23 protein-coding genes are annotated in these 22,769 nt (G+C 70.7%); 14 read left to right on the top strand and 9 right to left on the bottom strand.

What is annotated here, in order from left to right; all coding sequences use genetic code 11:
* Positions 1 to 4: 4 nt before the first annotated feature.
* Positions 5 to 1,267, bottom strand: a complete 1,263-nt coding sequence (locus tag ABIC47_RS04645; RefSeq protein WP_089878534.1) for an MFS transporter — start codon at positions 1,265 to 1,267, stop codon at positions 5 to 7.
* 90 nt (positions 1,268 to 1,357) lie between these two features.
* On the opposite strand from ABIC47_RS04645, the gene ABIC47_RS04640 reads away from it, so the two are divergent.
* Together ABIC47_RS04640 and ABIC47_RS04635 are read left to right on the top strand one after the other, a co-directional pair.
* Positions 1,358 to 2,233, top strand: coding sequence for a LysR family transcriptional regulator (locus ABIC47_RS04640; RefSeq protein WP_354477684.1), 876 nt, complete (start codon positions 1,358 to 1,360; stop codon positions 2,231 to 2,233).
* Between the two features lie 76 nt (positions 2,234 to 2,309).
* Positions 2,310 to 3,683 (top strand): low temperature requirement protein A, encoded by a 1,374-nt coding sequence (locus ABIC47_RS04635; protein ID WP_354477681.1) that lies wholly within the window; start codon positions 2,310 to 2,312, stop codon positions 3,681 to 3,683.
* Here the strand turns inward: ABIC47_RS04635 and ABIC47_RS04630 are convergent.
* Both ABIC47_RS04630 and ABIC47_RS04625 read right to left on the bottom strand, forming a co-directional pair.
* Positions 3,630 to 4,655, bottom strand: coding sequence for a TerC family protein (locus ABIC47_RS04630; RefSeq protein ID WP_354477678.1), 1,026 nt, complete (start codon positions 4,653 to 4,655; stop codon positions 3,630 to 3,632). The two genes, ABIC47_RS04635 and ABIC47_RS04630, sit on opposite strands and share 54 nt — an antisense overlap.
* Positions 4,656 to 4,876: 221 nt before the next feature.
* Complete coding sequence (locus ABIC47_RS04625; RefSeq protein WP_354477675.1) at positions 4,877 to 5,599, bottom strand: SDR family NAD(P)-dependent oxidoreductase; 723 nt, start codon at positions 5,597 to 5,599, stop codon at positions 4,877 to 4,879.
* A gap of 343 nt (positions 5,600 to 5,942) precedes the next feature.
* On the opposite strand from ABIC47_RS04625, the gene ABIC47_RS04620 reads away from it, so the two are divergent.
* Genes ABIC47_RS04620 through ABIC47_RS04605 form a run of 4 tightly spaced genes read left to right on the top strand, consistent with a single transcriptional unit; the run spans position 5,943 to position 8,272 of the window.
* Positions 5,943 to 6,602 carry a SipW-dependent-type signal peptide-containing protein gene (locus ABIC47_RS04620; protein WP_089881666.1) on the top strand — a complete coding sequence of 220 codons (660 nt, stop codon included), beginning with the start codon at positions 5,943 to 5,945 and terminating at the stop codon, positions 6,600 to 6,602.
* Entirely contained in the window at positions 6,575 to 7,099 is a 525-nt protein-coding gene (locus ABIC47_RS04615) for a signal peptidase I (RefSeq protein WP_354477672.1), read from the top strand. Before ABIC47_RS04620 ends, ABIC47_RS04615 begins: the two co-directional genes overlap by 28 nt.
* A gap of 14 nt (positions 7,100 to 7,113) precedes the next feature.
* Positions 7,114 to 7,767, top strand: a complete 654-nt coding sequence (locus ABIC47_RS04610) for a hypothetical protein (RefSeq protein WP_354477669.1) — start codon at positions 7,114 to 7,116, stop codon at positions 7,765 to 7,767.
* Positions 7,760 to 8,272 (top strand): hypothetical protein, encoded by a 513-nt coding sequence (locus tag ABIC47_RS04605; RefSeq protein WP_354477666.1) that lies wholly within the window; start codon positions 7,760 to 7,762, stop codon positions 8,270 to 8,272. The genes ABIC47_RS04610 and ABIC47_RS04605 overlap by 8 nt, the downstream gene beginning before the upstream one ends.
* Positions 8,273 to 8,291: 19 nt before the next feature.
* On the opposite strand, the gene ABIC47_RS04600 is transcribed toward ABIC47_RS04605, so the two are convergent.
* Positions 8,292 to 8,801, bottom strand: coding sequence for a hypothetical protein (locus tag ABIC47_RS04600; protein WP_231371206.1), 510 nt, complete (start codon positions 8,799 to 8,801; stop codon positions 8,292 to 8,294).
* A gap of 282 nt (positions 8,802 to 9,083) precedes the next feature.
* On the opposite strand from ABIC47_RS04600, the gene ABIC47_RS04595 reads away from it, so the two are divergent.
* The 8 genes from ABIC47_RS04595 (at position 9,084) to ABIC47_RS04560 (ending at position 16,087) form a co-directional block, all read left to right on the top strand.
* Positions 9,084 to 10,724 (top strand): helix-turn-helix transcriptional regulator, encoded by a 1,641-nt coding sequence (locus ABIC47_RS04595; RefSeq protein ID WP_354477663.1) that lies wholly within the window; start codon positions 9,084 to 9,086, stop codon positions 10,722 to 10,724.
* A gap of 89 nt (positions 10,725 to 10,813) precedes the next feature.
* Positions 10,814 to 12,193 (top strand): FAD-binding oxidoreductase, encoded by a 1,380-nt coding sequence (locus tag ABIC47_RS04590; protein WP_354477660.1) that lies wholly within the window; start codon positions 10,814 to 10,816, stop codon positions 12,191 to 12,193.
* A complete protein-coding gene (locus ABIC47_RS04585) occupies positions 12,190 to 12,783 on the top strand; it encodes a dihydrofolate reductase family protein (protein ID WP_354477657.1) in 594 nt (197 codons plus the stop codon). Before ABIC47_RS04590 ends, ABIC47_RS04585 begins: the two co-directional genes overlap by 4 nt.
* Positions 12,780 to 13,700: an NAD-dependent epimerase/dehydratase family protein gene (locus ABIC47_RS04580; protein WP_354477654.1), complete on the top strand. Its 921-nt coding sequence runs from the start codon at positions 12,780 to 12,782 to the stop codon at positions 13,698 to 13,700. The genes ABIC47_RS04585 and ABIC47_RS04580 overlap by 4 nt, the downstream gene beginning before the upstream one ends.
* A 41-nt stretch (positions 13,701 to 13,741) precedes the next feature.
* The gene (locus ABIC47_RS04575) at positions 13,742 to 14,083 is read left to right on the top strand and encodes an antibiotic biosynthesis monooxygenase (protein WP_354477651.1); all 342 of its coding nucleotides are present in this window, start codon (positions 13,742 to 13,744) and stop codon (positions 14,081 to 14,083) included.
* 18 nt (positions 14,084 to 14,101) lie between these two features.
* Complete coding sequence (locus ABIC47_RS04570; RefSeq protein WP_354477649.1) at positions 14,102 to 14,701, top strand: TetR/AcrR family transcriptional regulator; 600 nt, start codon at positions 14,102 to 14,104, stop codon at positions 14,699 to 14,701.
* A complete protein-coding gene (locus ABIC47_RS04565; protein WP_089878511.1) occupies positions 14,698 to 15,120 on the top strand; it encodes a hypothetical protein in 423 nt (140 codons plus the stop codon). The genes ABIC47_RS04570 and ABIC47_RS04565 overlap by 4 nt, the downstream gene beginning before the upstream one ends.
* A gap of 25 nt (positions 15,121 to 15,145) precedes the next feature.
* Positions 15,146 to 16,087 carry a helix-turn-helix domain-containing protein gene (locus tag ABIC47_RS04560; protein WP_354477644.1) on the top strand — a complete coding sequence of 314 codons (942 nt, stop codon included), beginning with the start codon at positions 15,146 to 15,148 and terminating at the stop codon, positions 16,085 to 16,087.
* Positions 16,088 to 16,325: 238 nt separating this feature from the next.
* Here ABIC47_RS04560 and qcrB read toward each other — a convergent pair whose 3' ends face one another.
* The 5 genes from qcrB to ABIC47_RS04535 form a co-directional block, all read right to left on the bottom strand.
* Complete coding sequence (gene qcrB, locus ABIC47_RS04555; RefSeq protein ID WP_354477641.1) at positions 16,326 to 17,990, bottom strand: cytochrome bc1 complex cytochrome b subunit; 1,665 nt, start codon at positions 17,988 to 17,990, stop codon at positions 16,326 to 16,328.
* The gene (locus ABIC47_RS04550) at positions 17,990 to 19,342 is read right to left on the bottom strand and encodes an NAD(P)/FAD-dependent oxidoreductase (protein WP_354477638.1); all 1,353 of its coding nucleotides are present in this window, start codon (positions 19,340 to 19,342) and stop codon (positions 17,990 to 17,992) included. Before ABIC47_RS04550 ends, qcrB begins: the two co-directional genes overlap by 1 nt.
* Positions 19,343 to 19,426: 84 nt before the next feature.
* A complete protein-coding gene (locus ABIC47_RS04545; RefSeq protein WP_354477635.1) occupies positions 19,427 to 20,317 on the bottom strand; it encodes an RNA polymerase sigma-70 factor in 891 nt (296 codons plus the stop codon).
* Between the two features lie 9 nt (positions 20,318 to 20,326).
* Positions 20,327 to 21,088, bottom strand: a complete 762-nt coding sequence (locus tag ABIC47_RS04540) for an SDR family oxidoreductase (RefSeq protein WP_354477632.1) — start codon at positions 21,086 to 21,088, stop codon at positions 20,327 to 20,329.
* 92 nt (positions 21,089 to 21,180) lie between these two features.
* Positions 21,181 to 22,614, bottom strand: a complete 1,434-nt coding sequence (locus ABIC47_RS04535; protein ID WP_354477629.1) for an MFS transporter — start codon at positions 22,612 to 22,614, stop codon at positions 21,181 to 21,183.
* Between the last annotated feature and the right edge of the window lie 155 nt (positions 22,615 to 22,769).

Genomic DNA, 22,769 nt, shown 5'->3' with positions numbered 1-22,769 from the left:
GGGGTCAGGCCCGGCGCAGCATCCGCAGGCCGGCCGGCACCGACAGGGCGGCGACCGCGGCGACGAACACCACCAGCACCGGCACCAGCGGCCAGAAGATGAGCGCCACGCCGACGAGCAGCACGGGCACCGCCAGACCGATGTACGCGATGAGGAAGATCGCGGCGAGCACCTCACCGCGGCGCTCCGGGGCGGCCAGGGAGGCTGCCGCGGCGATCGCCGAGCGGAACTGCAGGCCGACACCGGCGCCCGCCAGCACGCCGCTCACCAGGAAGACCGCGAACGAGGCCGTCAGCACGCCGGCCGCGAGGCCCGCGAGCCCGACGAGCATGAGGACGAGGGCCAGGATCAGCTGCGCGCGGGAGGAGACCCGGGCGAAGACGATCTGCGAGATCGCCGACGCCGCGAACACCGCGAACGGAACGAACCCGGCCAGCAGGTGCGAGGTCTGGTGGAGGGTCACGACGAGCACGCTGGGCGCGAGAGACGTGAACAGACCGAAGACGGCGAAGCCAGCGAAGGCGGCGACGGCCGCGGCGGAGAACGCTCCACGCGCCTCGGCGGGCAGTGAGATCCGCTGCGGACGGTAGGCCGGGCGCTCTTCGGCGCGCTCCACCGTCTCGGGGACGAGGGCGACGGCGACGGCCGCGACCGCGAGCACGACGAGGAACACCGCGTACGGGAGCAGCAGCGGCTCGGGCAGGAACTGCGCGAACGCTCCGCCGATCAGCGGGCCGAGCGCGAGTCCGCCCGTGTTGACGACCGTGGAGACGGTCCCGGCGGTCGCGGGGCCCTCGTCCGGTCGGGCGACGGCGCGCAGCTCGCTGAGGTGCGCGGTCGCGCTGGCCGTGAGGGCGCCGACGCCGATGCCGGAGAGCGTGCGCGCGACGATCAGGCCGGCGACATCGTTCCAGACCAGGAAGAGCGCGGCGGAGACGATCTCGATGAGGACGGCGATGAGCACCATCCGGCGTCGGCCGGCGATGTCGCTCAGGTGGCCGATGAGGAAGAGGCTGGCGATGACGCCGACCGCGTACGCGGCGAAGATGACGGTGACCACCCAGGTGGGGAAGCCGTCGCGCGCCTGGTAGAAGGCGTAGAGCGGAGTGGGGATGGTCGAGAAGGCCATCACGGCGAGGAACGCCGCCGCGATGACCCAGAAGCCGGCGCCGTGGCGCAGGCGGAAGGAGCGCCGGGTGCGGCCCGGTGCGGTCTCCATCCGAGGAGTGGAGCCGGTGGGGGCGGAGAAGTCGAGCGTGCTGGTCATGCTTCGATAGTGCTCCTCGCTGCCTATCGAGTCCAACGGAAATAGACGATGCTGACGATCGTTCTGCTCGATAGTACGTAGGATCGACCCGTGGACACCCGTCAGCTCGAATACCTGGTCGCGGTTGCCGACGAGCGCAGCTTCACGCGGGCCGCCGAGCGCGTCTTCGCCGCACAGTCCACCGTGTCCGCGGGCATTCAGAGCCTCGAGCGGGAACTCGGTGCCGCCCTGTTCGAGCGGGACGCGCACGGCGTCCGCCCGACCGAGGTGGGCGAGGCGGTGATCGCGGAAGCCCGGGCGGCTCTCGAAGCCGTCGAGCGGATGCGTGACCTGGCCGGCGATCAGGGGCCGCTTCGAGGGACGGTGCGGGTCGGCATCTTCACGAATCTGCGGAGCGTCGACCTGCCCGGCATCATGGGCGAGTTCCACCGTCGCCACCCCGACGTCGACCTCCGGCTCGGCCCATCGCCCGGGGGCTCGACCGGCCTGGTCGAAGACGTCCGGCAGGGGCGGCTGGACATCGCGTTCCACGGCCTGCCCGAGACGGTTCCCGACCTCCTGACGCGCCATCTGGTCGACTCCCCGTTCCTGGCGGTGCTGCCGGAGGGACATCCCCTCGCGCGCCGCCGCTCGGTCGCGCTCGCCGACCTGGCGGAGGAGTCCTGGGTGGATTCGCGCGCCGGCTTCGGCAACCGGGTCACTCTCGACCGCGCGTTCGCGGCGCTCGGTCTGACTCGGCGCGTGCCCACCGAGCTGGCCGACCTCGGCGAGATCCCGCGCTTCGTCGCCGCCGGTCTGGGCGTGGCCGCCCTGCCGGAGCTCACGATCATCCCGGCCGAGGGAGCCGTCACGCGCCCGCTGCGGGAGCCGGTGGGCTGGCGACTGAACGCGATCGCCCGTCCACGCCCCGGCCGCGCCGCCGAGGCGCTGCTGACGCTGCTCGCGGAGCGCATCCACGGCGCCTGATCGGGCGCACCGGCCAGAGCTCCGCCAAGGCTTCCCTGCGCAGCCGAGATGCGCGAGACTCGGCCCGGGAGGTCACGTGAGCGGCGAACCGGACACCACGGAGGAGCTGCGGCATGAACTGCGGCACCGGATCAGACCCATGCGCGGCCGCGACCCGCGGGAGCGGGGTCGCACCACGACGCCGCTCGAGCTGCTCTACGACCTGACCTACGTCGTGGCGTTCGCCACCGCGTCCGACCTGCTCGCCCAGCAGCTCAGCCACGGGGACATCTGGCCAGCGCTCGGCGCCTACATCTTCGCCGTGTGGGCGGTGAGCTGGGCGTGGCTGAACTTCACCTGGTTCGCGTCCGCATACGGCAACGACGACCTCCTGTTCCGCATCGCGACGATCGTGCAGATGATCGGCGTGATCGTGCTCGCCTACGGACTCCCGGTGAGTTTCGAGCGGGCATCGCACGGGGAGAGCCCCAACAACCTGCTGATGGTGATCGGGTACATCATCATGCGTGTGCCGCAGATCCTGCTCTGGCTGCGGGCGGCGCGGGAGGATCCGTCCCACCGCAAGAACGCCATGTCGTACGTCCTCATCATCTCGGTCGCCCAGGTCGCCTGGCTGCTGACCGCGATCGTCCCTCTCCCGGTGGGGGTGACGGTGACCGCGCTGATCGTCGTGGCGCTCTTCGAGATGATCGCTCCCGTGGTCGCCACGCGCAGCTATGGCTTCTCGCCGTGGAACGCCGGACACCTCGCCGAGCGCTTCGCGCTGCTCACGCTGATCACGATCGGAGAGGTGATCGCCGCGACGACAGCCGCGGTCGGAACGCTGACGCAAGCGGTGGGATGGACTCTGGAGGCCGTGCTCATCGCCTCCTCGGGGCTCGTGATGGCGGCCGCCGTCTGGTGGACGTACTTCCTGGTGCCGTCACGGTGGGTGCTGGAGCGGCGGCCGGAGCGGGCGTTCCCCTGGCGGTACGCCCACCTGGCACTGTTCGGATCCATCACTGCGATCGGCGCCGGGCTGCACCTGACCACGATCGCCATGGAGCACGGCGGGGTGTCCTTGCTCGGGATCGCACTGGCGCTGGCGGTTCCCCTCGCGATCACCATCGTCCTGGTCTTCCTCACCTGGAGCGTGCTCCTTCATTCGTTCGACTCCACGCATCTGCCGCTGCTGCTGCTCACCCTTGCGCCGCTCGTCGGCGCGGTCGTCGTCGGCGCGACGACATATCCCGGGCAGGCGATCGACCTCGATCAGCGGGGGTCGCTGACGAGCCTCAGCGTGGTGATCGGGCTGGTGGCCGCCGGCGCCGTGATCGAGGTGGTCGGCCACGAACTGGTGGGCTTCGGGCACACCGTCCGTGCGTGGAAGGCCGACGCCGCGGCGCGGCCGGCCGGCTCAGTCGGTGCCGGGCCGAGCGTTGCCGACGGGGACGGCGTCTCCGGCCCCTGACGCCTTACGGCGGTCGCCCCGCGTCTTCAGGAGGCTGGCGGTCGCGGCGACCGCGATCGTCGCGCCGATGAAGAGGAGCGAGAACCAGGTCGGGATCTCGGGGATCCACTCCACATGCCGTCCGCCGTTGATGAAGGGAAGCTCGTTGACGTGCAGTGCGTGGAAGACGAGCTTGATGCCGATGAAGCCGAGGATGACGGCGAGGCCCTGCGACAGGTAGACGAGCCGCTCGAGCAGGCCGCCGATGAGGAAGTACAGCTGGCGGAGTCCCATCAGGGCGAAGGCGTTGGCGGTGAAGACGATGTACGCCTCGCTGGTGAGACCGTAGATCGCGGGGATGGAGTCGACGGCGAAGACCACGTCGATGAGGCTGATCGCGATGATGGTCAGCAGCATCGGGGTGACGAACCGGCGCCCGTCCTTCTTCACCGTGAGCCGGTCGCGGTTGTACTCGTCGGTGACGGGCAGGTGCCGCCGGATGAACCGCATGACCCGGTTGTTCGTCGGGTCGGAGTCGTGGGAGCCGAACGCCTGACGCCACGCCAGGAAGAGCAGGAGGGCGCCGAAGAGGTAGAACACCCACGAGTAGTTCTCGATGAGCCCGGCTCCGACGGCGATGAACGCGCCGCGGAGGATCAGCGCGATGATGATGCCGATCATCAGCACCTTCTGCTGGTACGCCTTGGGCACGGCGAACGCCGACATCAGCAGCAGGAAGACGAACAGGTTGTCGACCGAGAGCACCTTCTCGGTGAGGTAGCCGGCGAAGTACTCGCCGCCGTACGTCCAGCCGGACACCATGCCGATCCCGACGCCGAACAGCAGCGCCAGGCCGATGTAGAACGCGGACCAGCGGGCGGACTCGCCGATCGTCGGCTCGTGCGGCTTGCGCACGTGGGCGAAGAACTCGTAGACGAAGAACGCGATCGTGACGGCGATCGTGATGATCCAAATGAGCGGGGTGACCTGCACCGGGAACTCCCAAGGGGTAGGCGGAACGTCTCGCCAAGGTCTCCTCCGCCCCGACCGGATCGACGATCTCGGTTCGGGACCAGTGGCCCGGGATGCGATGGCGCATCCGTAATGACGGGCTCACTGCCGACGGGAGTACTCCCCTTGTTGTCGTCCAGCCTATCGGGATTCGTGCTGGCAGAGTTCTGGGAACCCGAAGGGAACTCGCTGCGGCCCGGCGGTCACAGGTCGGTGCCGGTGTGCTCCCTCAGCGCGGCGACGACCGCATCCTGGAACGTCCGATCGGTGGCGGCGGGATGCGGTCGCTGCTGCCGCTGGTGGTGCCAGTACGCCGAGGTGCGGGTCTCCGGGTCTTCGCCCTCGGCGAGCCAGACCTGCGTGCGGTGACCGAGCTCGAGGTGGTCGGGCGCGTTGCGGCCGCCCATCCGCGTGGGCACCCAGCCCGGGTCGACCGCGTTGCTGAACACGCCGGGTCGGAGGCGGGGGAGCGCCGCCGCGAGCGCCGTCACGATCAGTTTGCTGTCCGAGTACGACGCGGTGCGCGTCCGCCCCGACCAGTCGAGTCCCTCGAGCGTCGCGTGGCCGCCGCGGTGCATCCCGCTGCTGAGATAGACGTAGCGTTCGGCCGGGACCAGCGCGGTCAGGAGGTAGGGGGCGACCACGTTGACCGGGAGGATGCCCGGGCCGTCGATCACGCCGGCGTTGTGGATGATCGCATCCACGCCGTCGGCGTCCGCCACCTGTTCGGCGAGCGCCCGGACCTGCTCCTCGTCGGAGAGCTCCGCCGCCAGGATCACCCCGTCGTCGCCCAGCGCATCCCGGAGCTCGCCGGCCCGGTCCAGGCTGCGGACGTGGCCGACCACGGTGTGGCCGTGGTCCGCCAGCTCGCGCGCGGCACCGAGGCCGAGCCCGCTCCCCGCGCCGGTCACCAGAATCCTCGCCATGTCGTCCTCCTCAGTCGAGACGCCATCCACGTTCGGGGTTGGCGAAGATCGCGTCAAGGGCCTTGGCCGGCGAGGGCTCTCGCTCGACGGTGACCCGACGACCCGCATCGCAGATGCGCTCGATATCCGGCAGAGCTGGCGACGCGGCACCCGCTGCCCTGACCGCCGAGAGGCCCCTTCGGCCGGAATGTTCGCTCACCGAACGCAGTGCGTGACCCGTCGGGGGGTGCTCCGATCGGTCGGAGGGTGAGTGCGGGGTTAACCGTCTAGCCGACCGACCGGTCTACCGCTAACTTCGCGCTCACGCGGGTACCCGCCCACGTCAGAACCGAAGGTGATCCTCATGACTCACGACTCCGCACCGATCGACAAGGCCGCCGCCGGCCGCCACGCCGGCGAGACGGGAGAAGGGAAGCCCCGCCGCCGCGTCTCCGGCCGCATCCGCGCTCTTCTCGCAGGAGGTCTCGTCCTCGGCGTCGGCGCGACGGTCACACTCGCCGCCTGGAACGACTCCGAGTTCGCGACGGCGACCTTCCAGGCCGGCACGTTCAACCTGCAGGGCTCGACCGACGGGACCGCCTTCTCCGACCACGCATCGGCGCCCGGCGCGGCCCTCGGGTTCAGCGTGACCGCCAATGCCCTCTCGCCGGGAGACGTCGTCTACGCCCCGTATGCCGTGCGACTCGCAGCCAACACCACGAGTCCTGCCACCGTCACGGTTACGGCCCCGTCCACCTCCGGCACGGTCGCCGGGCTCACCTACTCGCTCATCCAGCCGAGCGCGTTCGGCTGCAACGCGAGCACCACCGGGACCGTGCTCGTCCCGGCGGCGACGGCTGTCGGCTCCGTGCCCGGCACCGTCACCTTCGAGCTCGCGCCCGGCGCACCGACCACGTCGAGTGGGGCTGCGGTCGACTTGTGCTTCGTGGTCACCGCGGGTGCCTCACTGACGCAGTCGCAGACGGGGAGTGCGACGTGGCAGCTGCAAGCCGCTTCGCACTGATCCGGTCCACGATCCTCAACGTCACAGCGGTCGGTGGGGTGCTGTGCATCGCTTGGGTGGTGGCGGCTCTCGTGTTCCACCTGAGCCTCATCATGTTCCGGACGGGCTCCATGTCGCCTGGCATCCCCGCGGGATCGCTGGCGCTGGTGCGCGAGATCCCGGCGAATGAGGCCCACGTGGGCGATGTCGTCACGGTGGACCGACCGGGGCTGCTGCCGGTGACGCACCGGGTCGTCGAGGTGACGGCTCCCGCCAGTGCGCCCGCGGGGACGCCCGTGGAGATCGTCCTCAAGGGCGACGCCAACCCGACCGTCGACCCGGCCCCGTACCGCGTGTCGACGGTCCGGATCGTGCTGTGGTCGCAGCCGGGCCTCGCCCGAGCCGTCGTCTGGCTCGGGCATCCTGCTGTCATCGGCTCGCTGACCGTGGCGACGACGGCGCTGGTGACGTGGATGTTCTGGCCGCGCCGTGCCGTCTCCCGCCACCGGACGGCGTGACCATGCGCGTACGGATGCTCGGAGCAGTGCTCCTCGCGGCTCTCACGGCGGTGGCCCTGCCGTCGCCTGCGCTCGCGGCGACGCCTCCGCCCGGGACCGGCCCGCTCGTCGTCACTTCGGACGGCGGCGACATCACCCATCAGCTCGTGCCCGGAGCTACGTTCGTCTGGCCGATCAGGGTGACGGCGGACGTCGGCCAGCTCGATTCGCTCCTCGGTGGCCTGAGCGTCCGCGGCGGTCTCGCGCGCTCCGACGACATTACCGCGGAGGTCGCGAGCTGCACCGTCGCCTGGGCCGCCGACGGCTGCCCGCCGGGGGAGCACCGCGTGCTCGCGCCGACGCCGCTCGATCGGCTTCCCCGGGCGCACACCGCACTTCAGGCGGGAACCGTGCCCCGGCCGGGGACGACCTATCTCGAGGTGCGCATCCACGTCGCCTCGGATGCGCGCATCCCCGACGACGGCTCCCTGACGGCCGTGATGTGGGTGGATGCCTCTGGGCCCGAGGGCGGGGCCTCCTCCGAGCCGACGCTCTCCCTCTCTTCCCTCGCGGACACCGGGAACAACCTTCCCGGGGCAGCTGCGATCGCCGTCGGCGCGATCGCAGCGGGCCTCCTTCTCGCCGGGGCGACCCGCCTGCTGCGGCGCTGGAGGCGAGCGCATGCCTAACCGGTTCAGGATGCTGGTCGCCCTGGGCGGCGCTGCGAGCCTCTTCGTCGGCCTGGTGACCGCGACGGCCGTCAAGCCGGTGGACGCGCAGTGGCTGGACCGCGAAGTGGCCACCGCGACGCTCACGGCGAAGACCATCCCTCCGCCGCTGCTCGCCGGGACGACGCCCTATTGCAGCTGGAACTCGGTGATCACCACCACGGCTCTGATCTTCACCTGGGCGCCTCCGGCGGGTTACGCATCCACGTCGGTCCGCATCACGGCGCAGAAGGGCGGCGCAACGCAAGTCATCACCGGGGCGACGACGACATCGTCGGGCGGCGTGTACACCACGACGGTCCCGGTCAGCCTTCTGAACGCGCTCGGCAGCCTTCTCGGCGCCACCGTCGTCATCCACCTGGCGGTTGTCGATCAACCGACCGGCTGGCTGTCGAAACCGGTGGACTACACCTGGACGATGACGCTGGCCGGGATCGCGGTCTCCTGCTCGGGGCAGCCGACCTGACTCGAACCGATGTCCCGACTCAGGCTGGCGGGTCTCCGGCGGAGGGGTCGGCTACTTCGATGACGACGGGCGAGTCCTGCGTCTCGTCCGGCATCCGCCAGACGCGCGCCACGGCCCCGACGTCGGGCACGGCTGCCAGGGGTAGCGAGCGTGCCGACATCGTTCGCGGACGCCATCGGGCGCGAAGGGTCGACCGGTCGGCCATGACGACCTGGATGTCGAACGTCGACACCGCTCCGTCCTCGGAGAGGTTGACGGCACGGTTCACGACTCGTCCGGTCTCTGCTCGTGCGTGGGACCGGACGTGCAGCCACCGCGTGTTCAGGGCCCGCTCCTGGTTCGCCTCGATGACCGACCCCCGGAATACCCCCCACAGCGATGCAGCGAGACCGGCGATGACCACGGTGAACAGCACGTCGAACCACAGCCCGGGGGTATCGGCCGTCCAGATCCCGGCGATCATGGCGCCGGCCGCAATCGACGCGCCTGTATTGACGACAGCCAGCACTGTTCGACCGGCGGCGCCCATGCGGTGAGGGAAACCGAGCTGCTGGGGTGGAGCGGCCGGCGCACCGAGAGAAGGGAGCAGGTGAACGACGTGCGCTTCGGCGTCATCACGAGGCGTTCTCCGAACCACGGCATCAGGATACGCGCCGAGTGGGCCGGCGGCCTCCTTTCCGACCGATGGAGGCCGCGGAAGACCCGCTCCGCGGGGAGCCGCCATCCGAGTGGGCCGCCGGTGAATATTCCCGACACGTCATTACGATGAAGTGGACGCCACTCCTTACTACCCGAACCTGGAGTACACGCAATGAGCACGTTCTCGGATGAGTCCGCGCACTCCTTCTCCGCGGGCGCCGACCCCGAGCCCGCGAGTGATGACGACATCCGGCTCACGATCGACCGGGACGTTCTCCGGCTGTTCCAGAATGCCGTCGACGCGGGCGACTACGACGCGGCGACGGCGGTCGTCCGGGATCACTGGTTCGACGTCGTCATCGGGATCCGGCTGGGCTTCGCGCAGGTCGCCGAGCGCATCCCGGCGGCAGAGCTTCACACGCGTCCGCTGCTCATGATGATGCTCGGAATCGCCTACAACCTGCAGCCGAACCGGCGGATGAAGGGGCTGCGCTACTTCGTCGGAGCGGCCCGGGCCGCGCGCCAAGGCGTAGACCGGGTTGGACCTGTCGACCGCGCGCTCATCCTCGCCAGCGAGAGCGCCGCCTACCGGCTCATCGGGCGCCCGCGCCTCGGGATCACACCGGCGCGGAAGGCCGTCGCCGCGCTGGACGGACTCACCCTGGATCAGCGCGCCGCCGTGCAGGCGCTGTCGCGCATCTACGCGCACGTCGGCACGACCCAGTACTACGCGGGTCAGGTCGAGTCGGCCCTGGAGACGTTCGAGAAGGGGATGGCCGAATCGCCTCCCACCGGCTACTCCTCCGGCTTCGCCAACATCGCGATGGCGGCCGGCATCCACGCGCTGAGGGGCGACATCCACGAGGCGATGGCCTTCATCGAACTGGCCCAGGACGAGCAGTGGACCGCCCAGCAGCGCTCCTGGTATCCGGGCACGTTCTACCGCGTCGCCGAGGCGATCGTTGCGCTGGAGCGGTTCGACGCCGCGGAGGCGCGGGAGCAGCTGGCGGCGATGACCCACGATCGCCGGACGATCGAGCACTGGCGCGCCATCGCGGCGACCGAGGCGCTCGCCGATCTCGTCGCGGGTCGGCCCTCGGCCGGGCTCGCGGGGATCGACGCGTTCGCCGCGCTGCGCGGGGCGGAGGGTCGCGGGGCGGCCGCTCGGCGCGAGCTCGCACCCTATCGGGCGCTGCTGCACATCGCGCTCGGCGACCTCGCCGCGGCGTCTGCGGTGCTCCGGCAGCTGGAGTCGGGCAGCGTCCACCGCCACGTGGGCCTCGCCCGCGTCGAACTGGCCTTCGGCCGCACGGGCGCCGCGCTCCAGCAGGTGCGCCGAGTCGCCGGAGCGCCGATGGACGCACGCACCCATGCGGAGGTGCTGGCCCTGGAGGCCGCCGCGCTGCTGCGCTTCGCGAGCGGACCTCGTCGGACGGCGGCCGTGGACGAGCTGGGCGAACTCCTCCGCGCAACGGGACAGCGGCTCGCCGTCGCGCTGGTTCCCGTCGACGACTTCCCGGCCGTGCGCGACGCCCTCGACGGCGCCGGCTTCGGCGACGTGCTCGCCGGCGTCCCCGCCCGCTCCCTCCTGTTGCCGCTGCCGGAGGGAGAGGCGCTGAGCAAGCGCGAGCTGGCCGTCCTCGAGGTCTACCTGCGCATCCCGCGCGTGCCCCAGGTCGCGGAGGAGCTCGGCGTCTCGGTGAACACGGTCAAGAGCCAGATCCGCAGCATCTACCGGAAGCTGGATGTGTCCAACCGCGACGAGGCCATCGCCGTCGCGCTCGACCGGCACCTGGTGCGGCTGCCCGACTGACGTTCGCCGCAGCCGGGCCGCCGCCCGGGCGCAGCACGATGCTCGATTCGTTCAAGACTTGACCCGGGCGCCATCCCTACGGTCGAACCATGACCGGAATCGAGCGATTGCGCGAGCTCCTCGACGGGGACGTCCTCACCGCGGACTCTCCCGGCTACGAGCGGGCACGCCGTCCGGAGAACCGTGCGTTCCGGGACACGCTCCCTGCTCTGATCGTGCTGTGCCGGTCGGAGGAGGACGTCGTTCGAGCGATCGCCTACGCGCGCTCGACCGGACTCCGCCTGGTGCCGAGGGGAGGCGGTCACTGCTTCGCGGGTCGGTCCTCGACCGAGGGGATCGTCCTCGACCTGTCGGCCCTGAACGAGGTCGCCGTCCATCCGGACGGGACGGCCCTGATCGGCGCCGGTGCTCGTCTCGGGGCCGTCTACCGCGCCCTGCACGTGCACGGGCGCACGCTGCCCGCGGGATGCGGGCCGAGCGTCGGAATCGCCGGGCTGACGCTCGGAGGCGGGATCGGACTGCTCGGCCGTGCCTACGGGCTGACCTGCGATCGGCTCCTCGGTGCACGCGTCGTCCTCGCGGACGACTCCGTGGTCGACTGCGATGCGCAGAACGAACCGGAGCTGTTCTGGGCGCTGCGCGGTGCCGGTGGCGGACAGTTCGGCGTCGTCACCTCCCTCCGCTTCTCCACCCTCCCGGAACCCGCAGTGTGCCGGATCGAGGCGCACTGGCGCGACATCGACCCGCGTGCGGTGCTCACCGCGTGGCAGTCGTGGGCTCCCGACGCACCGGATGAGCTCACCCTGAATGCGACGGTCGAGAGGCATCCGGATGGCTCCGGTCTGCGCGTCCACATCGACGGCGCGTCCACGTTGTCCGAGAGCCGCACGCGTGAACTCCTGCACGAGTTCGCGAGCCGCGCGGGCCGGCCCACGCTGCTGGCGGTGAGCGAGCCGATGCCCTACTCGGCTCTGAAGGACGCGCTGTCGGATGACGCGAGGTCGTCGAGCACGGAAAGCGTCCGCATCCGCTCGGAGTTCTTCGACCGTCCGATCGACGACGGCGCCGTCTCCGCGCTCGTGTCGTGCCTCGAGACGGGTGAGGGCTCACGCAGCCGACGCCTGACATTCACCGCACTGGCCGGTGCGTACAACCGCATGGCAGAGACCGCGACCGCGTTCGCCCACCGCGGGCAACGATTCCTGCTCGAGCACGCCGGAACACCGGGCGACCCCTGGATCGATGCGTCGTGGGAGCTCGCACACGAACATGCCTCCGGTCGCGTCTATCCCAACTTCCCGGACCCGGCGCTCGAGGATCCGCTTCGCGCGTACCACGGTGCGAACGGTCCCCGGCTGTCCGCCGTGAAGCAGCGCTACGACCCGCGCCGGTTCTTCGACTTCCCGCAGGCGGTTCCGCCCGCGGGTGCAGAACGCCCAACCGACAACACGAAAGAGGTTCACCCATGAGCAATGTGATCTGCGGCCTGGCCGTCTCCGTCGACGGCTACATCACCGGCCGCGAGCCAGGACCGGGCCGCGGGCTCGGCGACGGCGGCGTCCTGTTCGACTGGTACGGCAGCGGCGACGTGCCCAGTCAGGTGTTCGACGGTTTCCGTCTGACGGAACCGAGCGCACGCATCTTCGACGAGCTGGCGTCCCGCGTCGGCGCAACGCTCGCGGGCCACACCACCTACACCGACTCCAACCGCTTCGCCGAGGGGGCACCGCATCCCACCGCGCCGCTCGTCGTCCTCAGTCACTCGGACTTTCCGCCGGCCAACCCACGGCAGACCATCGTCAGCACCGGCATCCACGATGCCGTCGACGTCGCCAAACGCGCGGCGGCCGGAAAGGATGTCGGGCTGATGGGCGGAGTGCTCGTGACGGAGGCGCTCGCCGCCGGCCTGGTCGACGAACTGATCCTGCATCAGGTGCCGATCCTGCTCGGCGCCGGACGGCGCTTCTTCCACGAACTGCCGCAGCACATCCGGCTGGGGATCCTCGAGGTCGTCGCGGCCCCCGATGTCACGCACCTGCACTACGAGGTGAAGCGATGATCCTCGTCACCGGCGGCCTCGGGATGATCGGAGCGCACACCGCCGCCGCCCTCGTCGACCGCGGGCACGAGGTCGTCGTCACCGCCCACCGCACGACCGAGGTGCCGTCGTTCCTCGACGGACGCGTCACCGTCGAGAACGTGGACATCGCCGACCGGGACGCGTTCCTGGCGCTGGACGACCGACACGACATCCGGGACATCGTGCATCTCGCCGGCAGCATCCCGGAAACGGACCCCATCGAGTTCTTCCGGCGCGACACCGCCGGGCTCCTCAACGCCCTCGAAGCCGCCCGCAGGTGGGAGGTGGGCCGGTTCGCCGTTGCGAGCAGCATCGGCGTCTACACCGGCCGCCCCGAAATCCCATGGACGGAGGATCTCGACCTCCCGTCGGCCGATCTTCCGCACGCCATCGTCGCGTTCAAGAAGGCGGTGGAACCGCTCACGCTGTTCGCGCTGGCGGGGACCGGCGTGCACCCCGTGCTGTTGCGGATCGGGAGCACGTGGGGACCGCTCATGGACCCGGAATCGCCTTTCAATCCCATCCCGCCCGCTGTCGGAGCGCTGCGTCGGGGCGAGCAGCCACCGGCGCTGCATGCCGACGACGGCGGCGACTTCGGCTATGCCCCGGACACCGGTCGCGCGATCGCGCTCCTGATGACCGCCGACGTGCTGGATCACACCGTCTACAACGTCTCCAGCGGGCATCGCTACACCCACCGCGAACTCGCCGAAGCCCTGGACGCCGCATTCCCCGAGACGCCGGTGCGGTTGCTGGAGGGTCGCTCCACGGGACCGGGAGAACATCCGTACCTCGATATCTCCCGTCTCCGGGCAGAGACGGGTTTCACGCCGGAGTTCGACGTCGCGGCCGCGGTCGCCGACTACGTGGCCTGGCGCAACGCCCACAGCCGCTGAACCACCACGACCAGAGAGGGAGGAAGCCGATGGAAACGGTGATGGGAATCGCTCGATTCGTGTTCCACGCGGGTGCCGTCGATGAGTTCACACGACTGTCCAGACAGTGCGTGCAGATCGTCGAGCAGGAGGACACGGGGACGACGCTGTACGAGGTGTACCTCAACGCCGATCGGACGGAGGCGATCGTGATCGAGGAATACGTCGACGCCGCCGCGTTCTTCGATCACCTCGCACACATCGGGCCCGACCTGATGGCGGCCATCTCGGCAACCGGAACGCTCACCGGCGAGGTCCTGGGCAGCCCGAGCGCGGAACTGCGCGAACAGCTGGAGAACGCACCGGTCTCTCTTTTCGCTCCGCACTTGCGCGCAATTACCTGATTAAGTAAATATGGGCAGGTGACTCCTGCAACTCGTCCCTATCGGTCCACCGAAGAGCGTCGGCGCGAGATCGTCGACGCGACGATCGCGGTGCTGGCCGAGCGGGGCTTCGCCGCCACCTCGTTCGCCCGCATCTGCGAGGACGCCGGCCTCAGCAGCACACGGATGATCTCGTACCATTTCGCCGACAAAGCGGCCCTGATGCAGGCGGTGGTCGCGCACGTGGTCGACGGCGCGGCCGCCGTGATGGTGCCGGCGATGGAGGCCGCCAGCACCTGGCGACGCAAGCTCGCGGCGTACATCACCACCAACCTCCGGTACCTGGCCGACAACCGCCTCGCCGCGCGCGCGGTGATCGAGGTCGTCGCCAACGCGCCGCGCGCCGACAACGGCCTCCGGGAGGACACCTCGGCGCTGCTGCTGTCGGTGCTGCTCTCACACGGCCAGGAGGCCGGCGAGTTCCGCGAGTTCGACACCCTCGTGGTCGCGCGCTCGATCCGGGCGACGATCGACGCGTTCGCCACGACGATGCCCGGCTCCCCCTCCGCCACCGATGCGGCGATCGCCGAGATCGTCGATCTCTTCGACCGCGCGACCCGACAAGGAGAACCCGCATGACGTCCACCGTCGCTCACCCGCTCGAGGTGCATTCCGCTCTCGCAGCCGTCACCCGGCTCTGGGTGCTGTGCGCCGCCGTGTCCTTGACCGCCCTCGGTGTGGCGGCGATCCTGAGCGCGGTCGATCCCGCCGACGTGAACTGGGTGGTCTGGCTCCGTGGCGCCGTCGTCGCCGGAGCGAGCATCGTCTTCATCTTCGTCACCCGGGCCGCCGCGCGGGGCAACCGCACGGCCTACACCCGGATGCGGTGGATCTCACTGCTCGCGCCGATCGGCATCGTCGTGATCATCGTCGCACCGGACACGGGCTATCCGATCTGGATGAAGGTCGAGCAGGCTGCGGTCGGCGCCATCATCGCGATCATCGCGGTGTTCCTGAACAGGCGGGTCGTGCGCCGGGCGTTCGCCAGGGTTCGCTGACGACGGGGGTCGGAGAGGGGGGAGCATGGAATCGTATGTCGAGCGGCCGCCGACGCCGGCGCTCGCGCGGGTGGTGCGCACGATCTGGATCCACCGCACCGGCGACGCCCCGTACGTCCAACGCCACCTCCCGACCGGCGGTGTCGAGATCCACGTGCCGCTCGGCGGCCAGCCCCGGCTGATGGGGCCACTGACCGGGCCGCGGCTGGAGGTCATCCCGCCGCACACCACCATCGTCGGGGCCCGGTTCCTGCCCGCCGGCGCGCCGCCGCTGCCGGTCATGCTCGACGAACTGGTCGATGAAAACGTCGGTCTGTCGGAGGTGTGGGGCGGATCCGCGGAGCGCCTCGGCGAGGCCATGGCGCTGTCCGGCCGGGACGAGCGCGCCGTGGCCGTCCTGGAGGCGTTCCTTCTGAGGGAGTTCCGCGCGGCGGAGCGGATCGACCGGGCCATCCGGGAGGCCGTCTCCGCGCTGATGCCGTGGCGACCCCACGATGTCGGCGCCGTCGCGGCACATGTCGCGCTGTCGGAGAGTCAGCTGCGACGTCGCTCCCTCCACACGGTCGGGCTCAGCCCGAAGGTGCTTCAGCGGACCCTTCGCTTCCAAGGATTCCTGGCGCTGGCACAGGCCGGCGTAGCGGCGAGCGGACGACGCGGAAGCGATGGGATCGCCGGGATCGCCGTCGACGCGGGATACGCCGACCAGGCCCACCTGAACCGGGAATGCCTGCGATTGACCGGCCTCACGCCCAGCCGATTGCTGCACGGCGATGTCGAGCGCTGTGCCTGCGGCCACGACCACTCCGCGTCGTACCTTCCGTTCCTCGCCAGCCGCTCACCGGGGCTCACCCCAGCGCCGGAGCTTCTCCGGATCCGCCACGACCCAGAGGTGGTCGACGGCCCCGACGACGCCGTCCGCGACAACGACGGCGAAGACGCGTCCCTCACGGGAGGCGACGAGACCTGAGCGCCCGTTCATCGGCCGGACGTCCAGGCCGAGCGATGCGGGGTCGCCGAGCAGGCCGTGCAGGAGCGTCAGGCCCGAGGCGACGCCGACGGCCACCGGTAGGGATGCGTCGCCGCCGCAGTCGACCACCACGTGGACGTCCGGACCGAGCAGCCGACCCAGGGCCGGTGGGTCGCCGGCGAGGTAGGCGTCGCGCAGCGAGGTCGTCAGAGCGGCGGCCGCCGCGGCCGCCTCCGCCTCATGCCGCGCCCGCCCGCGCCGCGCCCGACCGGGCCCCCTCGGTGTGCGTGATCGCCTCATCCGTTCGTCCTCCGGCGACGACCTCGTCGCGGGTCAGCGGGCCCACCGGCTCCAAGCGGTCTTCGAAGAACACCCGGGCGAGAGCCGCCCGGAGCCGTTCGGTGGGCCGGAGCCGCCCGTCCTCGTCCGGCCTGGCGTCGACCGGGTGCACGGCGACCGGGCCGGCCAGGCGGTACCGCTCGGCCGCACCCACCGAGCCGTGGACCTCCACGTACTCGCCGCCGGGCAGCCGGACGATGCGCCCGGTCTCGTAGCCGTGCAGCAGGATGTCGCGGTCGCGCTTCTGCAGCGCGAGGCACACGCGCCGGGTGACGACGAACGCCACGACAGGACCCAGCACCACGAGCGCCTGGTAGCCGGCCACCACGGACTCCACCGTGAGGTGGAAATGGGTGGCCACGAGATCGGCGCTCCCCGCGCCCCAGAGGGCGGCATAGAAGACGATGCCCGAGACGCCGAGGCCGGTGCGCGTCGGCTCGTTGCGCGGGCGGTCGAGGAGGTGGTGGTCGCGGTGGTCGCCGGTCACCCACTCCTCGACGAACGGGTACACAGCGATCGCGAGCAGGTAGAGCCCGACCACCGCGAGGGGGATGAGGATGGCGAGCGTCCAGGTGCGGCCGAGCCACTCGAACTCCCAGCCGGGCGGGACGAGGCGGAGCGCTCCGTCGAGGAAGCCCGTGTACCAGTCCGGTTGGCTGCCCGCCGACGCGTCGCCGGGCGAGGAGGGTCCGTAGAGCCAGATCGGGCTGATCGTGACCGTCGCGGCGATGAGGACGATCGCGCCGGTCGCGATGGCGAGGAGGCCGCCCGCTCGCGCCGCCAGATTCGGCAGCACGGGGACCCCGACGATCCGCTCCTCCGTGCGGCCCGGGCCGGCGAACTGCGCCGGCTTGTCGAGGTACGCCCGTCGCGCCCGCGCCGCGAGCAGCAGCACGAGCAGCGCCGGCACCACGGCGACGTGGATGGGGTAGAGGTTCTCGATGATCCGCCCGGGGAACTCGCCCCCGAACAGCAGCGCGGACAGCCAGGTGCCGACGACGGGGATGCCGAGGACGATGCCCTCCACGATCCGCAGTCCGGTGCCGGACAGCATGTCGTCCGGGAGCGCGTACCCGCTCCAGCCGCCGAGCAGGGCGGTGATCAGCAGGCCGAACAGCAGCACCCACGACAGTCGGCGCGGACGGCGGAACGCGCCGGTGAAGAACGACACCGCCAGCTGCAGCATGATCGCGGCCGGGAGCAGGAGGCCCGCCCAGTGGTGCGCCTGGCGCACGAGCAGGCCGCCGGGCACCTCGAACGTGATCGCCAGCGTCGACTGTAGGGCCTTCGACATTTCGGCGCCCGCGAGCGGCGTGTACGGGCCGTCATAGGTCACGCGCGTGCTCGACGGCGTGTAGACGAACATGAGGATGAAGCCGGTCACGAACAGCACCAGGACGCACGCGAACGCGATGACCCCGAACATGTTCGTCCAGTGCAGCGGCACGCGCCGGGTCCGGAGCTCGTCGCGCAGTGCGGCGACACGGCGTCCTGCAGCGCTGTTCGAGACGACTCCGGCGAGCCGCGCCGTCGCGGAGGGCCGGTGCCTGCGGTCGACGGGCATCAGGCGGCCCTCCCGACGAGCTCGCGCGCGTCGGACGCTTCCGGCACGCCACCCCCGACGAACGCCCGGCGGGGATGCTGCACCGAGAGCAGCGACACGATGTCGCGGCCGAAGAACACGGCGCTCGCCCAGATCAGCAGCACCCGCACCTTGCGCTCCCAGGTCGGGATCGCGAGCACGTGATACCCGCGGTGCATCACCCAGGCGAGGAATCCCGTGATGACGATTCCGCGCCACTGGAAGATGCCCGTGCCGAGGCCGAGGGTCGCGACGACGCCGAGGCTGTGGTGCACGTAGTCCTTCGGCTGCTCACCGCGCAGGGTGGCGACGATGTTCTTCGCCAGCCGCTTGGCCTGCCGGACCGCGTGCTGGGCGTTGGGAACCGTGACGGCGCCGTCGATCGGGGACGCCAGGTCCGGCACCGCCGCGTCGTCGCCGGCCGCCCAGGCGTCCGGCACGACCGCGTCCGGCGTGCCCACTCGTAGGTCGGCGCGCACCATCACCGATCCGCGCGCCGTGACCGGCAGGTCGGTGTGGTTCGCGACGACCGGGTTCGCGCCGTTGCCGGCGGTCCACACGATGGTGTGCGCGTCGAACTCCGCACCGGTCGAGAGCACCAGGTGGCCGCCGTCCGCCGAGACGAGCTGCGCATCCAGGTGGATGTGCGCCCCACGGCGTTCCAGAGCCCGCACCACCCAGCGTCCCGGCTCGTCGGTCACCTCGGGGAGGATGCGGTTGCGCGCCTCGATCAGGTGGAACGAGAGGTCCGAGAAGGTCAGCTCGGGATACGACTTCAGAAGCGCCGTGGCCAGCGAGAGCGTCTCGCCGAACCCTTCGACGCCCGAGAACCCGCCGCCGACGAACGCGACGGTGAGCAGGCGGTTGCGCTCCGGTCCGGGCGGCAGCACCGAGGCGCGGTCGAAAGCGTCGAGCAGCCGATCGCGGATGGCGACGGCCTCCTCGACGTGCTTCATGCCGATCGCCTGCTCGGTGATGCCCGGGATGGGGAAGGTGCGGGTGACGGCGCCGGCGGTGACCACGATGATGTCGTAGCCCAGCGGGAACGGCTCGCCGTCCTTCGGCAGCACCGTCACCGTCTTCGACGCGTGGTCGATCCGGGTCACCGACGCGGGGATGAGCCGCGCGCGCTTCAGGTGGCTGCGGAGCGAGATGGCGGCATGCCGCGCCTCGATCGACCCCGCTGCGACTTCCGGGAGGAACGGCTGGTACGTCATGTACGGCCGGGGGTCGATCACGACGATCTCGGCTTCGTCCCTCCGCAGCTTCTTCTCCAGCTTCCATGCGGTGTAGAAACCGGCGTAACCGCCGCCCACCATGAGGATCCGGCGCATGAGTGCCTCCTGTCCGGCCGATGAATGTGCCTTCACCCGCTATGACCGGACAGCGTCCCGATTTGTGACATCGGGGGCGGGATTTCACGCCGGGACGGGGATGCGTTCCAGCTTCTGCGGGTTGAGCACCCACTGGAGGCGGCGGATGCCGTCGGCGGTGACGTCGAGCGCGATGAAGGCGACCACGGCGCCGTCGCGGACCAGCACGGCCGCGGGGCCGCCGTTGGCTTCGATGAGGCGAACGGTGCCGTCCCAGAACCGGTCGGCGAAGGCGTGGACGTACTTCGCCACCGTCTCGCGGGTGAAGACCGGGATGCGCGACGCCCGGGCCAGTCCGCCGCCGTCGGAGTAGCTGACGATGTCGGCGGTGAAGATGCGCTCGAGTTCGGCGATGTCGCCGGACTGCGCGGCCTCGAGGAAAGCCGCCAGCATCCGCTTCTGCTGGGCGTGGTCGACCTCGCGCACGTGCCGCTCCTCTGCCAAGTGCTTCCGCGCGCGGCTGACGAGCTGCCGCGCGGACGCCTCGGAACCCTGGATGATCTCCGCGATCTGCGGGTACGGGTAGTCGAAGGCCTCCCGCAGCACGTAGGCGGCGCGTTCGGTCGGCGTCAGCTTCTCGAGCAGAACGAGCACGGCGAACTCGAGCGCTTCACCGCGCTCGGCGCCGAGAGAGGGGTCGGCGCTGGTGTCCACGGGCTCGGGCAGCCACGGCCCGATGTACGTCTCGCGCTTCACCCGCGCCGACTGGGCCTGGTTGATGGCCAGCCGGGTCGCCGCGGTCGCCAGGAAGGCCGCCGGCTCGCGCACCGCCGAGCGGTCGGTGCGCTGCCAGCGCTCCCAGGTGTCCTGGACGATGTCCTCCGCGTCCGCGACGGTCCCGAGCATCCGGTAGGCGATGCCGAACAGGCGCGGCCGCACCGCCGCGAACGTCGCCGCGGCGGTGTCGAGGTCGTCCTGCTCCACTGGCCCCGTCATGGTCGAATGTTAGTGGCGTTCCTCCAGCCAGCGGGAGAACGTCGTCCCGCCGAACCGGTGGTCGGTGATCGCGGGGTCGTTGCCCGGCGTGAGCGAGCGGTCGTCGACCCGGCCGCCGTAGTATCCGGCGTCGGGATCCGTCGCCACGGTCCGCGGGTCGCCCGTCGCGGAGAACAGCCGGCGCGCCAGTTCGTCGAGCCGCAGGGGCTCCGGACCGGCGAGCTCCACGATCCCGTTCAGGGGCGCGGCGACGGCCACTTCGGCCAGGGCGGCCGACACGTCCGTCGCGGCGATCGGCTGCATCAGCACATCCGACAGCACGGCCGTGCCATCTGTGGTTGCCCCGTCGGCGAGCGCGCCGATGAACTCGAAGAACTGCGTCGCGCGCACGATCGTGAACGGGACGCCGCTCTCGTGCACGATGCGCTCCTGCGTCACCTTCGCCCGCATGTAGCCGATGTCGGGCATGCGGTCGACGCCCACGATGGAGAGGACGACGTGGTGGCGGACGCCCGCGGCCTTCTCGGCCGCGACGAGGTTGGTGGCGGACCGCTCGAAGAACTTGTGCACCGGGCCGTCCTCGAACGACGGCGCGTTGGGCGTGTCGACGACGACGTCCGCACCCTCGAGGACCGCGGCGAGCCCTTCGCCCGTGACCGTGTCCACGCCGGTCGACGGCGAGGCGGCGACGACGTCGTGGCCCGCCTCCTGCAGACGAGAGACGACTCCGCGGCCGATCAGGCCGGTCCCGCCGATGGCGACGATCTTCATGTGCTGCTCCGTTTCTGCGCGGACGCTCCGCGCGTCACCAGCTCTGACCGGACAGGTGCCCGGGATGTGACAGCGGCGCGCGACGTCTCCGCTCAGCGCAGCAGAGCGTGGTGGCGGGACACCTCCGTCTCGGCCGGCTCGCCGCTGACGCCGCGAGGATTCCGGATACCGGCCGCCGAGATCAGGCCGCCCAGGGCGAGCGCGATGGCCGCTGCCCCGGCGAGCTCGTGGAAGCCGGCGACCGCCGACATCGCGGCCCCCGCCGAACCCGCAAGGGCCACCGCGACGAGGCCGGCGACACGGGACACCGCGTTGTTCACGGCCGACGCGATCCCGGACCGTGCCGGATCGACGGCACCCAGGATGGTCGCCGTCAACGGAGCGACCGTGATCGCCATGCCCAGCCCGAAGACGACGACGGCAGGCAGCACCTCGGTCAGGTAGTCGGCGTCGCGCGAGATCCGCAGCATCAGAGCGAACCCGCCGGCCGCGACCAACGGTCCGACCGTCATCATCAGTCTCGGCCCCACCCGGCCGCTGAGGCGGCCGAAGTACGCGGACAGGGCGATCAGCACGATGCTGGACGGGACCATCGCGAATCCGGCGAGAGTCGCCGAATATCCGGCCCCCTGCTGGAGGAACAGCGCAAGCGCGAAGGTGCCGACAGCGACGCCCCCGTAGATGAAGGCCGTCGCCACATTCCCCACGGTGAAGTCGCGTGCCCGGAAGATGGTGAGGGGCAGCATCGGCTGCGCCGCCCTCCTCTCGCGCAGGACGAAGGCGACGAGCGCCGCAGCGCCGACCGCGAGCGAACCGAGGATCAACGGCGAGCCCCATCCATATCGTGGATGTTCGATCAGGGCGAACACCGGCAGACCGAGCCCGAGCACGCCGAGGCCGGCACCCGCCCAGTCCACCCGGGCGCCGGGCCGGTGGGGAGCGTCCGCGGGAAGGGCGCGGACGAGCAGCAGCGCAACGGCGATCGGCAGGAGGTTGATCGCGAAGACCCATCGCCACGACAGGGCATCGACCAGCACACCGCCGAGCACGGGCCCCGCGATGCTGGCGAGGGAGGTGATCGCCGTCCAGACACCGATCGCCCGGCTCTGCGCTGCGCCGTTGAATGCGCCGAGGATCAGGGCGAGAGAACTCGGCACGAGCAGGGCGCCGGCGACGCCTTGGAGTCCCCGAGCGAGCACGAGAATCGCCGAGGTGGGCGCGAGAGCGCACAGCGCCGAGGCGATGGCGAAGCCGAGGAGACCCCAGAGCAGCACCCGACGGCGCCCGAACAGATCGGAGAGCGACCCGGCGAGCAGGATGACCGATCCGAGCGTCAGGAGGTACGCATCCACCACCCACTGCTGGACGGCGAGGCCGCCTCCCAGCTCCCGCCCGATCGCGGGGAGGGCGACCGTCACGACGCTGCCGTCGAGGAAGGCGATGAAGGTCGCCACGACGGCCACCGCCAATACCGTTCGCTGTGGCGCCGTCATCCATCCGGTCATCGTCTGTCGTCCGTTCGTCATGGTCCCGGGAAGGTCCCGGCTCCGGCTCTGACCGGTCAGCCCACCGTTCTGTGACGGAGACGCCGAGCTGCGACCTGTCACATTCGCGCCGCCTGTTCGGTCGTACTGGGTGACGGCTGCACACGGCCGCCGTCGGATGAGCATTCGAGGAGACA

This window comes from Leifsonia sp. 563 (genome assembly GCF_040545055.1).
Classification (GTDB): Bacteria; Actinomycetota; Actinomycetes; order Actinomycetales; family Microbacteriaceae; genus Leifsonia.
Note: the sequence above shows the minus strand (reverse complement) of the source record. Positions and strands in the feature narration are given on the sequence as shown.